A 14656-nucleotide genomic window follows, 5' to 3' on the forward strand; every position below is an offset into this window, starting at 1 on the left:
TCGCCGTACTTTTTTGCAGCACCCTAGAGAGCATGAATGAACAAGCTGGCGGAAAAAGTCCAACAAGCGTTGGTAACGGCCATCGATAACGATGACCTGGTTCTGCCGACATTGCCGGAGGTGGCCCTGAAAATTCGCCAGGCCGCCGAAGACCCGGAGATCAGCATCAGCCACCTGAGCAAAGTGATCAGTCGTGACACGGCCCTGTCGGCGCGCCTGATCAAAGTGGTCAACAGCCCGTTGCTGCGGGCCAGCCAGGAAGTCACCGACCTGCACACCGCCATTACCCGGCTCGGTACCAACTACAGCAGCAACCTGGCTATCGGCCTGGTGATGGAGCAGATCTTTCACGCCCGCTCCGAGGTGGTCGAACAGAAAATGCGCGACGTGTGGCGCCGCAGCCTGGAGGTGGCAGGCGTGAGCTACGCCTTGTGCCGTCGCCACAGCCAGCTCAAGCCAGACCAGGCGGCGCTGGGCGGCCTGGTGCATCAGATCGGCGTGCTGCCTATCCTCACGTATGCCGAGGACCATTATGAGCTGCTGGCCGACCCCGTCAGCCTCAACCACGTCATCGACAGCATTCACCCGGTACTGGGGGACAAGCTGCTACGGGTGTGGGACTTCCCCGAGATGCTGGTGAACGTGCCGGGCCAATACCTGGACCTGACACGCGACTCTGCCAGCCTCGACTACGTCGACCTGGTGCAAGTCGCCGCGCTGTACTGCCACCGCGGCACCGACCACCCCCTGGGGAGCGCGCCGATTGCCACACTGCCGGCCCTCATGAAGTTACGCATAGACCTGCACAGCGACGCCCTGCGCAGCGAACTGGACGAAGCGCGCTCGATGTTTTACTGATCAACCCGCGATAAAACTCACGCGTACCTTAAGCCCCGCCAGCTCGCCATCATGCAGGCTGATCTGCGCCAGGTGCGCACGGCAAATCTCCCCGACAATCGCCAACCCCAAGCCCGAGCCCGAGCCCTGCTGGCTGCGTCGATAAAAACGCTCGAACACCCGGTCCCGCTCATCCAGCGGGATACCGGGGCCGTCATCTTCCACCTCCAGCACCGCCGGGGCCGTCACCCGCAGAATCACATTGCCGCCGGGTGGCGTATGGGCCAAGGCGTTGTCCACCAAGTTGCTCAGCAACTCGTTGAGCAGCGTCGGTTCGCCACGCAGCCATACCGGCTCATCGGCCTCCAGCGCCAGGGCCACGCCTCGCGCGTGAGCCAGCGGCGCCATGGCCATACCGAGCTCACGGGCCAACTGGCTTAAATCGAGCAACTGCGCACCGCCTTCGGCAATGGCGCGGGCACCGTTTTCGATGCGGGCCAGAGACAACAACTGATTGGCCAGATGCGTCAGGCGGTCGGTGCCCTGAGCGGCCGTTTCCAGGGTGCTGCGCCAGGTGGCCGGTTCTTCGGCGCGCAGGCCCAGCTCCAGCCTGGCTTTGAGCGCCGCCAACGGTGTGCGCAGCTCGTGGGCAGCGTCGGCAATAAACTGCGCCTGGCGCTCGAACTGCCCGCGCAGGCGTTCGGTGAAATGGTTGAGCGAGCGCACCAGTGGGCCGAACTCATCCTGAACTTCCACCAATGGCAGGGGCCGCAGGTCATCGGGCTGGCGCTCTTCTACCGCCGTGCGCAGGCGTTCCAGCGGGCGCAGGGCGGCGCTTACCGCGAACCACACCAGCAACAATGCGCCGATGGCGAGCATGCCCAGGCGCAGCAGGGTGTCAGCCATCAGGCTGCGGGCCATGGCCACCCGCGCTTCGTCGGTCTCTGCGACACGAATTTCGGCCATGCCATTCATGTTCGGTTCCGAGACGGCCTTGAGCAGGCTCACCACCCGTACATGCTGGCCCAGGTACATGGCGTTGTAGAACCGCGCCAAGGCTGGGTAATCGTCGGTGCGGGGCGTGCCGGGCGGCGGGCCGGGCAGGTTTTCGTAACCGGAAATCAGCTTCTGATCAATGTCATTGACCTGGTAATAAATGCGCCCGGCACTGTCGTAGGCAAAGGTGTCCAGGGCGACATAAGGCACATTGGCGCTGAGGGTGCCGTCCACCTGGGTCAAGCCAGCGGCAATGGTGCGCGCCGAGGCCAGCAGCGTACGGTCATAGGCGGTGTCGGCGGCTTCGCGGCCGTTCCAATAAGCGCTCATGCCGCTGGCGAGCATCAACAGCACCAGCAACAGCGCCAGGTTGCACAGCAAGCGCCAGCGCAGGCTGCTGGGCTTATGCATCACGGGCTTCCAGCAAATAGCCAAGGCCGCGGAAAGTGACGATGGCGATGGGCTGGCCATCGAGCTTTTTGCGCAGGCGATGCACGTAGATCTCGATGGCGTCGGGGCTGGCCTCCTCGTCCAGGCCAAATACCTGGGAAGCCAATTGTTCCTTGCTCATCACGCGACCCGGCCGGGCGATCAAGGCTTCGAGCACTGCTTGTTCTCGGGAGGTCAAGGTCATCAGTTCGCCCGCCACTGTGAAGCGCCGGGTATCGAGGTCGTACACCAACACACCGCAGGTCTGCTGGCGCTCGCCGCCCAACACGCTGCGCCGCAACAGTGCCTTGACCCGCGCTTCAAGCTCCGTGAGTTCAAACGGCTTGGCCAGGTAGTCATCGGCGCCCAGGTTCAGGCCGTGCACGCGGTCTTTTACATCACTACGAGCGGTCAGCATCAGCACCGGCAGGTTTTTTCCACGCGCCCGCAAACGCGCGAGCACCTCGAAGCCATCCAGGCGCGGCAACCCTACGTCCAGGATCGCCGCAGCGTATTCCTCGCTGCTCAAGGCCAGGTCTGCCGCCACGCCGTCATGCAACACATCAACGGTCAAACCCATGCTCTTGAGCGCTTGGGCGACACTTTCGGCGAGCTGCAGATGGTCTTCAACCAGGAGGACACGCATGGATTTCTACCTCATTCAGGGGTGGTCGGCGCCACGCTTTGCCCGGCAGTTTACAGCCGCAACCTGGCCTGTGAAGCCCGAAAACATTGAAAGGCGATTGAAAGGTTAGTGAAAGCTTCGCCCTTTAGGATCTAACCACGGTGGTCTATGCCCGCCGAGTTGCCTGACCCGTAGCGCCCGAAAAACGCCTCGAAGCGTTTTCGCCAAAATAAGAACAATAACGGAGTACACCACGATGCTGTCGACCCAGCCACAGGCTTGCGCGCCTGTTCGCTCTTCCCGCCTGACCCATACCGCCCTCGCCAGTGCCGCCGCCCTTGCCTGCTTTGCGCCGCTCAGCCAGGCTGCCTTCTTCGAAGACAGTAGCGCGACCCTGGAAACCCGCAACATGTACTTCAACCGCGACTTTCGCGACGGTACCAGTGCGCAACAATCCAAGCGCGACGAGTGGGCACAAGGCTTCATGCTCAATGTGCAATCGGGCTACACCGACGGCACCGTCGGCTTTGGCGTGGATGCGCTGGGCATGCTCGGCGTCAAGCTCGACTCCAGCCCCGACCGCACCGGCACCGGCCTGCTGCCGACCCACGATGACGGCCGCGCCGCCAACGAGTACGCCAAGCTGGGCCTGACCGGCAAAGTGAAAATCTCCGCCACTGAGCTTAAGATCGGCTCGCTGATCCCCGAACTGCCGATCCTCAAGCCCAACGACGGGCGCATCCTGCCGCAGACCTTCAACGGTGGCTTGATCACCTCCAAGGAATTCAAGAACCTGGTGTTCACCGGTGGCCGCCTGGACAAAGCCAAGGACCGCGACGACACCAACTACGAAGACATCGCGCTCAATAACAAGAACAGCCGCTTCCTCAGCGGTGCCACCGGCAAGCACTTCAACTTTGGTGGCGTCGACTACAAGTTCGCCGACAAGATCACCGGCAGCTACCACTTTGCCCAACTCGACGACGTTTACCGCCAGCACTTCCTCGGCATGGTCGCATCCCGCCCGATGGGCCCTGGCACCTTCGGCGCCGACCTGCGCCTGGCGATCAGTGATGACACCGGCTCGGCCCGCGGCGGCAATATCGACAACACGTCCCTCAACGGCCTGTTCAGCTACGCTCTCAATGGTCATAAGCTCAGCGCCGGCTACCAGCACATGTCCGGCGACAGCGCCTTCCCGTATGTGGATGGCAGTGACCCGTACCTGGTCAACTTCGTGCAGATCAACGATTTTGCCGGCGCCGAAGAACGCTCCTGGCAAGCACGCTACGACTACGATTTCGCCAAGCTGGGCATTCCGGGCTTGAGCTTCATGAGCCGTTACCTCTCGGGTGACAACATCAAGCTCAAGAACGGCGAGACCGGCAAGGAGTGGGAACGCAACAGCGAGATCAAGTACGTGGTGCAAAGCGGCACGTTCAAAGATGTAGCCGTGCGCCTGCGTAACGCCACCTATCGCTCAAACTATTCGGCCCGTGACGCAGATGAAATGCGCTTGCTGGTCAGCTACAGCGTCGCACTTTGGTAGTACCCCCCTCATAACAAAAACGATGGAGATCACCATGACCCTTTCACTGCGTAAATTTGCCCTCGCCGCCGGCTGCATGCTGTTCGCCGGCCAACTGCTGGCCGCCGACGAACCCAAGCGTCCGGAATGCATCGCCCCGGCCTCCCCTGGCGGTGGTTTTGACCTGACCTGCAAGCTGGCGCAAAGCGCGCTGGTGAACCAAAAGCTGCTGACCAAGCCGATGCGTGTGACCTACATGCCAGGCGGCGTGGGCGCGGTGGCCTACAACGCGGTCGTGGCCCAGCGCCCTGCGGATGCCGGCACCCTGGTCGCCTGGTCGAGCGGTTCGCTGCTGAACCTGGCCCAGGGCAAGTTCGGCCGTTTTGATGAAAGCGCCGTGCGCTGGTTGGCGGCAGTGGGCACCAGCTATGGCGCCATCGCGGTGAAAAGCGACTCGCCCTACAAGACCCTCGACGACCTGGTCAAAGCCTTGAAGAAAGACCCAGGCAGCGTGGTGATCGGCTCCGGCGGCACCGTCGGCAGCCAGGACTGGATGCAAACCGCGCTGATCGCCAAGGCCGCCGGGATCAACCCGCGCGAACTGCGTTACGTCGCCCTTGAGGGTGGCGGTGAAATCGCTACGGCCTTGCTGGGTGGTCACATCCAAGTGGGCAGTACCGACATCTCCGACTCCATGCCGCATATCCAAAGTGGCGACATGCGCCTGCTGGCAGTGTTCTCCGAGAAGCGCCTGGATGAACCAGAGATGAAGGACATTCCGACCGCCAAAGAGCAAGGCTACGACATCGTCTGGCCGGTGGTGCGTGGCTTCTACCTCGGGCCAAAGGTCAGCGATGCCGACTACGCCTGGTGGAAAGACGCCTTCGACAAACTGCTGGCCTCCGAGGAGTTCGCCACGCTGCGTGACCAGCGCGAGCTGTTCCCGTTCGCCATGACCGGCCAGGAGCTGGACACCTACGTGAAAAAGCAGGTGGCAGACTACAAAGTGCTGGCCAAAGAGTTCGGCCTGATCCAGTAAACGCCCCTCTCTTGTGTAATGCCCCTGTAGGAGCGAGCTTGCTCGCGAAGAACCCAAGGACATCCACGTGCGTCCAGACAGCACGCGTTATCGTTGACGTTTTTCGCGAGCAAGCTCGCTCCTACAAGAGGGGCCTTGGAGTTTTCTATGCTCTTACAACGCATTTTTGCCGCGGTGCTGTTACTGGCCTGTATCGGCCTGGCACTGATGGCTTGGCCGTATCAGGCGGCCTTTTCCTACGAACCCGTAGGGCCAAGAGCCTTCCCCCTGCTGCTGCTCGGGCTGATGGGCCTGGCGCTTGTCTACATGATGATTCGCCCGCAGGCGACCAAGCATACCGACGACGAACCGGCGCTGGATCGACCCACGCTGATCAAGATCGGCATCTGTGTGGCCCTGCTGCTGGTGTTTGCCGGCACGTTCGAATCCTTGGGTTTCATTCTCAGCAGCATGCTGATCGGTATTCCGATGGCACGGCTGTACGGCGGCCGCTGGTGGCCCAGCGTGGTGATCATCACCTTGATGAGCGTCGGTCTTTATCTGCTGTTCGATAAAACCATGGACGTACCGTTGCCCCTCGGCCTGCTCGACGTTCTGGAGAACTGATATGGATACTTTTGGCTATTTGGGCCAGGGTTTCGGCATTGCGCTGAGCCCCTATAACCTGGTGACCGCACTGTGCGGCACCCTGATCGGCACCGTGGTCGGCCTGTTGCCGGGCCTGGGCCCGATCAACGGCGTGGCGCTGTTGATCCCCATCGCCTTCGCCCTGGGCTTGCCGCCCGAGTCGGCGCTGATCCTGCTGGCAGCCGTGTACCTGGGCTGCGAATACGGTGGCCGCATCAGTTCGATTCTGCTGAACATCCCGGGCGAAGCGTCCACCGTGATGACCACCCTCGACGGCTACCCGATGGCCCGCAAAGGCCTGGCTGGCGTGGCACTGTCGTTGTCGGCCTGGAGTTCGTTCATCGGCGCGTTTATCGCCACCTGCGGCATGGTGCTGTTCGCCCCGCTGCTGGCCAAGTGGGCGATTGCTTTTGGCCCTGCGGAATACTTCGTATTGATGGTGTTTGCGATTGTCTGCCTGGGCGGCATGGCCGGTGACAAACCGCTGAAGACCTTCGTTGCGGCGCTGATCGGCTTGTTCCTCTCTTGCGTGGGCATTGACGCCAACAGCGGTGTGTACCGCTTTACCGGCGACAATATTCACCTGACCGACGGCATTCAGTTCGTGGTGCTGGTACTCGGGCTGTTCTCCATCAGCGAGATTCTCCTGCTGCTGGAAAAAACCCACCGTGGCCAGGAAGCGGTGAAAGCCACCGGGCGCATGATGTTCAACGCCAAGGAAGCCTTGTCGGTACTCACCGTGAACCTGCGTTGCGGCGTGTCGGGCTTTATCATCGGCGTATTGCCGGGTGCCGGTGCGACCATGGCGTCGGCCGTTGCCTACATGACCGAGAAACGCATCGCAGGTGCCAGCGGCAAATTCGGCCAAGGCGACATGCGCGGCCTGGCCGCCCCTGAAACCGCGATTGGCGCATCGGTCTGCGGCGCCATGGTACCGATGCTGACCCTCGGCGTTCCGGGCTCGGGCACCACGGCGGTGATGATCGGCGCCCTGTCGCTGTACAACATCACCCCTGGCCCGCTGCTGTTCCAACAGCAACCGGACATTGTCTGGGGCCTGATCGCCTCGTTGTTCATTGCCAACATCATGCTGGTGGTGCTCAACATCCCGATGATCCGCATCTTCACCCGTATCCTCGCCGTGCCGAACTGGGCGCTGGTGCCGGTGATCGCCATCATCACCGCGATTGGCGTGTACGCGGTGCATGCCACCACCTTCGATCTGTTCCTGATGATCGCCATCGGCATCTTCGGCTACATCCTGCGCAAGCTGGACTTCCCGCTGTCGCCGCTGCTGCTGGGCTTTATCCTCGGCGGCCTGATGGAGCAGAACCTGCGCCGTGCGCTGTCGATCTCCAACGGTGCGCTGGAAATCCTGTGGTCGAGCCCGATCACCTTTGGCGTCTGGGTACTGACCGCAATCATGCTGCTCGTACCGTTGCTGCGTATCTGGCGTAAACGCGTGCAACAGCGTCGTGCCCTGGCCGATGTCTGAGGTCACCTTTAAACATTGGTGGGGAACACCGCTGGTCGGCCTGGCCGGCGGTTACCTGGCCAGCCTGGTGGGCTGGCCGTTGCCGTACATGGTCGGCTCGTTGCTGGCGATCATCCTGGTGCGTTGCCTCACGCCCTGGCAGTTGGCAGAGATTCCCAGCGGGCGCAAATGCGGCCAATGGGTGGTGGGCATCGGCATCGGCCTGCATTTCACCCCGGTGGTGATCGAGCAGGTGATGAGCCACTTCGGCCTGATCTTCTTCGGTGCACTGGTCACCAGCTTGTCGAGCGTCGTGGGCGTGTGGTTGATGCGCCGCAGCGGTGAAGACCGTGCCACAGCGTTTTTCTCCAGCATGCCGGGCGGCTCCGGCGAGATGGTCAACCTCGGCGCCCGCAATGGCGCGGTGCTCAGCCGGGTGGCGGCCGGGCAAAGCCTGCGAGTGCTGGTGGTGGTGTTGTGTGTGCCGGCGATCTTCAAGTATTTGCTCGGGGGCGGCGCGCCGCAGTTTCATCCAGCGCCCGTGGACTGGGCGTGGCTGGCCGTGCTGTTTCCGATGGGTGCGCTGGTCGCCTGGGGCTGGCAACGCTTGCGCCAACCCAATCCCTGGTTGTTCGGGCCGTTGCTGGTGAGTGCGGTGGCCAGCGTGACCTGGGACTTGCACATTGGTCTGCCTGATGGCGGCAGCCAGATTGGCCAATGGCTGATCGGCAGCGGTTTGGGTTGCCACTTCAATCGGCAGTTCTTCCGCCGCGCGCCGTCGTTTATGGGCCGCACCTTGATTGGAACAGCCTTGACCATGGCGCTGGCCACGTTGGCAGCAGTGGGGTTAAGTGCATTGACCCAATTGGATCTGCGCTCACTGACACTGGGCATGATGCCTGGCGGCATTGCCGAGATGAGCCTGACGGCGGAGACGCTGCAATTGTCGGTGCCGCTGGTGACGGCGATGCAGGTGATGCGCTTGTTGTTTGTGTTGTTTCTGGCGGAGCCGTTGTTTCGGCATTGGAATCGTCAGGCCTGATCTTTCTCGAGGGACGGCCCTTCATGGGCCACACCGTTCGTCGCTACTGTCAATTCTCACAGCTAGTCAGCTCGCATTAATAAACTTTGAATGGTTTTACCCCCCCCTCACCGAGGTGGAAATAGGGGTACCCCGCCATCTCAAGGAAGCTGACCATGAGCCAAGATCTCGAAGCTTTAGAGCACAACCAACAACTCGACCTCACCAACTGCAGCGAAGTGGATATTTCTCACCCGCAGGTCATTTCTCGCGTCCCCTTCGCCAGCCTTACACCCTACATACCGAATCTGACGCAACCTGTTGTCGGCTTCTTTGGCGGCGTCAATAAGGCAGCTCTGAACGTTCAACGAGAGAAAGGCCTGTTGTGTATTCTGCTTCCCTATCTGAACCAGGCAGAAGGAGATTACGTCGAGCTCTATTGCCGAGGCATTCAAGTCGACTTCCACAACGTAACCAGCTATGAAGCCGATAATGGCTTGCAAATACCACTCTACATACCCTATTTACGCCTCCCAGACGGGCCCGTAGAAGATGTATTTTTCAGGGTAACGCCCAAAAATGGCAACGTGGAGGAAACCGCACACTTCAGGTTAAAGGTCGACACCCTTGAGCCCGGTGGGCGTGACAACATCGCTAGCACGCCTCAAAATGACAACCTGCCCAAGCCCATCTTCCCTGCGGGCATCATTAACAACGGTGTGAAAGAAACAGACGCCCAGCTTGGGGTAGAGGTTACCTTCAATAGATACCCGATAGACGAGTCGCTCCCCACGGGGCATCACCGCGCAACACGTGACAATATTCGCCTGAGTATCGGCGGAGTCATCAAAGACTTCCCAATAACGGAAGGCGAAGCAGGCAGTACCGCGCCTATCAAGCGCTTCATATACAAGCAAACCTGGGATGAAGTCGGCAGCGGGCAACACGTATGTGAGTACGAGGTAGTCGACGAGGTCGGTAACTACTCGCTGGGGTGGTCCCCCATGCAGCTTATTTCGGTCTACCTCAAGGGCGCGCCAGATCCCCTGAAAAAGCCATATATAGAAGATGCCAATGAGAACGGCGAATTGGACCTTGACCAGTTGCACGGTCAAGACGCCACTATTGTAGTGCAAGTGCGCGACGAGGATTTTCTGCGCAACGATTTAATTCGTATACAGGCTGAAGGGCGTACACAGGATAACGTCATCATCACGAAGTACTACGAGCATGAGGTGTTGAGCCTCACACGAGATGCGAGGATCCCACTTCCTTTCAATGATCTATTGCCCTTGGTAAAAGGCAGTTTACGTTTGCGTTACGAACGTATCCGCTTTGGCGAAGAGATAAAGAATTCGGACATTGAGGTGGTGAATATCATCGGCCAGGGAAGTGGGATAGGGCTTGCTCCTCCCTTGGTGATTGAAGCGCCTGATGGGAATTTGCCCGCCGACCTTTTAACTGTCACGGTATACATAAATACTTATACGGGACAGCAACCGACTGACGCCGTTACGCTCTTGTTGTATGGCACCTATCCCAACGGTGCGGGTTACTACCGTGAAATCGGCCCTCGACGTGCAAACGAGGGACCAATCGTTATCCGGTTGATGAATGGACCAAACGGCGATATTGCCAAACTTGAAGGTGGTACGCTCGATATCGCCTATCGAGTGGAGCCCGAGAAAGGAGCTAAACGTGAGTCCGAGGTTACGCACATTGAGGTCGGGGACAATGTAGCCTCATTGCCAGCGCCCTTTGTCGAGGAAGCACCGCCACCTGACTTCATCTTCAACCCTGATGAATCCCTCTATGGAGCGACCATCGTTGTCCGTAGAAATGTTGCGTTCACCTTGGACAGTATTGTTTATCTTCACTTTGAGGGTAGCGGGCCCAATGGGGCTCTTCCACCTATAGAGTTCAAGATCACTAAAAACTGGCTTAACAAAGACCTGTATTTTGATATCGATCGCGCAACCGTTCTGAAAAGCCGCGATCGTACGGCGAGCATCTATTACACGTTAGTGAAAGAGTATGAACGGATGCGTTTTTCACATGCGGTCATTATGAAAATCGGCGCTCCATTGAACCTTCCAGTACCCGAGATTTTAGAAGCGACGAAGATTCCTGATGAAGATCGCGCAACGATCAATCCAGAGCACGTATTGACCTTGAATGTTTTCACGATCCGGGTCAGATTCCCAATGCTTTTCGATGATCAAATCATCGCGTACTTCGAAGGAGTTCAAGGTATAGGCTCTCCTCTCATTCCATCACAACTGGGCAACCCCGCCCAGGGTTTTGTCGACTTTACTGTGAACAACAGGGCTATCGCGGCCAACCTAGGCCGATCATGCTCAGTTCGATATAAAGTACTTCGTGCCGGCGGCACTACCGATTCGAAGATATTGACGTTAGATGTTCAATCGCTGTCGTCGGATTTACTGAAGGTGGTGAGCGTACCCGAAGCAGTAGGCGGTGTGATCGACGCCAACGGCTATAACAGCGTGCTTGCGCTTAACTATCCCTTTATGAATGTGAATCAGGAATTCTGGATCGACTTGATAGGTGAAAAAAACTATGAATTGCGCCCAGGCAGGATGGTGACACCAACAGAGTTTGCAAACAAAAGAATCGTAGAAGAAATACCCACCGAGTACCTGGGTAGCCTGTCGAATGAAAGCGACCTGCGTATTGACGCTCGGGTATCTTTGAACGGACTAGGTTCCAAAGACTCGGCGATACCTCTGGTGACACCGCCTGCGTATCGAATCAAAAAAGCGGTGGGTGTGATTGCTCATATTTATGTTGGCGCAGGTCCCAGAAGACTGACACTTAGCCCTGATGGGAGCAGGCTTTATGTTGCCAACGAAACTTCTCATACTGTTTCCGTGATTTCTACGACCACTCTTAAAGTTATCAATACGCTCTCCGGATTCAATAGACCCCATGCAGTTGCGGTGAGTCCTGACAACGGACGGCTCTACGTAAGCAATTTGGGCACGCAACGGGTGACCGTCATTAATACAAACAGTTATGCCGAAATCAATCAGATCCCAGGATTCGCCGCCCCTTATACCATCAGCCTGAACACGGATGGAACACGCCTATATGTTTCTTGCTACTCATCTCATGCGGTATATGTCCATGACACCAACTCAGGATTGCGGATTGGAACGCTCAGCGGCTATACCTACGCTGCGGGACTGGCTTTTAATCCCGGCAATACACGCCTCTATGCAGGGGCCTACACCAATGTCAACATCATCGATCCACCGTCACATACTCAAGTTGGGGCTATAAGGGGCTTCTCCATCCCTAGAGACATGGCATTTAGTCCGCACAATTCCACTTCCACCCCAACTTTGTATGTCGTAAACACAAACGCCAGCAACATCATAACAGTGAACGCAGGCACCAATATTATCCGCAATACTTTAACCGGGTTCAGTACTCCGTATGGCATAGCCATGCACGGCTCCCTTCCTTTTGCCTATGTCACCGACTATGGCAATAACAGCTTAAAAATAATAGATACTCTTTCAGAAACGGTTATTGATGCTATAACAGGGCTCAACCAGCCCTTTGGCGTTGCCTTATCCCCTAACAACGCAAGGATCTTTGTAAGCAATTACGGAGGTGCCTCAGTAACAGTTATCAGCACTTAACACTCAATTAATGCGCCATAAAAATGCCTCACCCTTTTAAGAGTGAGGCATTTTCGACCGATAAGTACTTTGTTAGAAATCGTACCTCAGCCCCACATTCACCCCCCAAGGCTGATCCACACTCTTGCCCATGCTGCGCTCCACGTCCGCATGTACTTTCCAGTTTTTCGACACGGCCATGGCAAGGCCGGCCGCCATTTCAACGCGGGTCCCCGAGAGGTCGTTGTTGAAGCTGTTACCGTTGACCGCCACCTTGTTGCTCTGGTTGAACTCATGGGCCACCGCGGTACGCAGGTACGGTTGCAGCACGCTGCCAGCGTCCAGTTGGATGTCACGCCCAACGGTCACACCGGCCTTGCCCACTACCGAGGCAGTACGTGCGCCCTTGGCTTGCAGGCCGTTGTCCAACTCGTAGCTCTGGTTCTGGATGAACGCTGTGGCCAACTGGCCGTAGGGTTCAACGAAGAACCCGTCATCAAGTTTGATATTGCGCCCTACTTCAGCCGAAGCCGTGACCGCGTTTTGCGTGTAGTTGCCCTTGGCTTTCTTGCCATCGCTCATGGCGACGTTGGATTCGTTGTGCAGGCGGTTGAACTTGAGTACGCCGTCGAAATAGAGGCCGCTTTCGGCATCCATCCAGGTCGCATAACCACCGACGTAGTAGCTGTCGACGGTGGCTTTGCTGCCGCGGCTCAGGTCCAGGTCCGAGGTGCTGTGACCCGCCATGAAGCCTGCCAGCCATTGACCGTCCCCACCAGACAGCGGCACATCGGCGCCCAGGGTAAAGCCCCGCTGGACCTGGTTGTATTGCACACCTTTGTCGCGGTTGTTGACTTCAAATTTATTGCTGTAGCCACGTGTCCACAGGCCGCTCGACGCACCGTTACTGTGACGCAGTTCGCCCATGCGCGTACGCAGGTTGGTCATTTCGCCATAGAGCACGCTTGGCGCTGCGTTGGCCAAGGCCAGTACCGAGTTGGTGCTAGGGCTGATCACCTTGCTGCCGGGGTCCAGCAGCCAGTCCTTGCCTTCGTTGTCATCGACCAGGCTATAGGAGTAGGTGCCGACATCCACCCGATTACCGACCAGGCTGAACTTGGCGCCGCCGTCTTCGGTGTGTACGACGTGCAGGCGATCGTCGGTCAGCGGATCGGCGCCGGTGCTGGCGATCAGCAGGCTATGGTCGCCCGACGACGTGCCAGTGACATTGAGGAAGTCGCCGGTCAAGGTGGCGAAGTCCGCGCTCATGACGAAGGTGCCGTTGCCCGACAGGTTGGCCACATCCAGTTGGTAGAACGTCCCGGTTTCACCGAACTGGACGTTACCGCCACTCAGGGACAAGTCGCCCACTTGCTGATTGTCGACCATCACCCAGGTAGCATCAGTGTTGACCGCCAGCTTGTCGACGTTTTCCAGGCGGCCGGTGAGGACCGAGCCGTTGTTCAGACCGACACTGGCACTGCCGCCGTTGTTGACGATATCACCGGTCAGAATTGCGTGGTCCAGGTTAAGGTCCAACGCGCTGTCGGTACCTACCTGAATATTGCCAGCCAACTCGCTGAAGCGCACGCGCATGTTGGCCGAGCCGCCCTGGGTCAGCTCGAGCATGTTACCGTTCTGACCCTGCAGGGACGAACCATTGGTCACGTCGATTTCAGCCGTGATCGGCCCCAGCACAGTAATCGCGGGGCCATCGAGGCCGGTCACACGCGAGCCGTCGAGTATCAAATGAGGCGACTCAAGGGCAGTTGCACTTTCAAGGGACATCACAACGCCCGTGGTACCACCGGTAATTTCGCTGCCCGTGGCGATTGCGGCCCCTCCCAGGAGCCTCAACCCTTGCTGGCGTTGGCCCACCAGCACAGAGTTGTTCAACTCCAGAAGGCTATGGGACGTGACGTTGGCCCCATAGGTCGCTCCAGTGATTTCACTATTGTCGACTTGTGCGTAGGACCCCGTGGTCGTGCCCACCTGGCGAGCCACGTTCAAGCCGCCACTGGTGTGGCTGGTAATGCGCGCGTCGGAAATAGTGGCGCTTGAGTTGCTGAGCGCAATGGCCGCCTGGGAGCCATGGACAGAACTCACAGTGGCGCCTGTCAACGTCAAGGTCGACCCGCTCGTCGCACGTATTTCTTTAACGTTGGCGTTCTTGTGAACAGTAAGCGTCGCACCATTCCGGGCCAGATAGTCGCTGGCTGCGGACCCCGGGCGCACGTCATATTTGCCGCTGCCCACCGTTCCGTCCACCACAATCGTCGACATTGCCTGTTGACTCAACAGGCATAACGGGGCGGCAGCTACGAGCTTGATGATCGACGATAAACGCGAATAACGAAAACGCTGGGAAGTAGGAGAAATCATGTTGTGTAGCCTCAGAATTAAGTACCAGTTCGAACCCGGAACCCGTATCGA

At 58.6% G+C, this 14656-nt stretch carries 10 protein-coding genes; 7 read left to right on the forward strand and 3 right to left on the reverse strand.

Annotation, left to right across the window (positions count from 1 at the left end; translation table 11 throughout):
* Window positions 1-36 precede the first annotated feature (36 nt).
* Window positions 37-858 carry an HDOD domain-containing protein gene (locus MF6394_RS26835; RefSeq protein WP_047710297.1) on the forward strand — a complete coding sequence of 274 codons (822 nt, stop codon included), beginning with the start codon at window positions 37-39 and terminating at the stop codon, window positions 856-858.
* Here MF6394_RS26835 and MF6394_RS26840 read toward each other — a convergent pair whose 3' ends face one another.
* Window positions 859-2244, reverse strand: coding sequence for a sensor histidine kinase (locus MF6394_RS26840; protein WP_047710296.1), 1386 nt, complete (start codon window positions 2242-2244; stop codon window positions 859-861). It abuts the gene before it with no gap.
* Complete coding sequence (locus MF6394_RS26845) at window positions 2237-2908, reverse strand: response regulator (protein ID WP_044272794.1); 672 nt, start codon at window positions 2906-2908, stop codon at window positions 2237-2239. Before MF6394_RS26845 ends, MF6394_RS26840 begins: the two co-directional genes overlap by 8 nt.
* Window positions 2909-3143: 235 nt before the next feature.
* Here MF6394_RS26845 and MF6394_RS26850 point away from each other — a divergent pair, with 235 nt between their 5' ends.
* The 6 genes from MF6394_RS26850 (at window position 3144) to MF6394_RS26875 (ending at window position 12244) form a co-directional block, all read left to right on the forward strand.
* Window positions 3144-4436 (forward strand): OprD family porin, encoded by a 1293-nt coding sequence (locus tag MF6394_RS26850; RefSeq protein ID WP_078467899.1) that lies wholly within the window; start codon window positions 3144-3146, stop codon window positions 4434-4436.
* Between the two features lie 28 nt (window positions 4437-4464).
* Window positions 4465-5454 (forward strand): Bug family tripartite tricarboxylate transporter substrate binding protein, encoded by a 990-nt coding sequence (locus MF6394_RS26855; RefSeq protein ID WP_177345158.1) that lies wholly within the window; start codon window positions 4465-4467, stop codon window positions 5452-5454.
* Between the two features lie 147 nt (window positions 5455-5601).
* Window positions 5602-6060 carry a tripartite tricarboxylate transporter TctB family protein gene (locus tag MF6394_RS26860; RefSeq protein WP_044272791.1) on the forward strand — a complete coding sequence of 153 codons (459 nt, stop codon included), beginning with the start codon at window positions 5602-5604 and terminating at the stop codon, window positions 6058-6060.
* A gap of 1 nt (window position 6061) precedes the next feature.
* Window positions 6062-7576, forward strand: a complete 1515-nt coding sequence (locus MF6394_RS26865; RefSeq protein WP_032892992.1) for a tripartite tricarboxylate transporter permease — start codon at window positions 6062-6064, stop codon at window positions 7574-7576.
* A complete protein-coding gene (locus MF6394_RS26870) occupies window positions 7569-8597 on the forward strand; it encodes an AbrB family transcriptional regulator (RefSeq protein WP_078467901.1) in 1029 nt (342 codons plus the stop codon). The genes MF6394_RS26865 and MF6394_RS26870 overlap by 8 nt, the downstream gene beginning before the upstream one ends.
* 155 nt (window positions 8598-8752) lie before the next feature.
* Window positions 8753-12244, forward strand: a complete 3492-nt coding sequence (locus tag MF6394_RS26875) for a YncE family protein (protein WP_050516201.1) — start codon at window positions 8753-8755, stop codon at window positions 12242-12244.
* 72 nt (window positions 12245-12316) lie between these two features.
* Here the strand turns inward: MF6394_RS26875 and MF6394_RS26880 are convergent, their stop codons facing one another.
* A complete protein-coding gene (locus tag MF6394_RS26880; RefSeq protein ID WP_078467902.1) occupies window positions 12317-14605 on the reverse strand; it encodes an autotransporter outer membrane beta-barrel domain-containing protein in 2289 nt (762 codons plus the stop codon).
* Window positions 14606-14656: the final 51 nt, after the last annotated feature.

It is taken from the genome of Pseudomonas sp. MF6394, assembly GCF_002018845.1.
GTDB classification, from domain to species: Bacteria; Pseudomonadota; Gammaproteobacteria; order Pseudomonadales; family Pseudomonadaceae; genus Aquipseudomonas; species Aquipseudomonas lactis.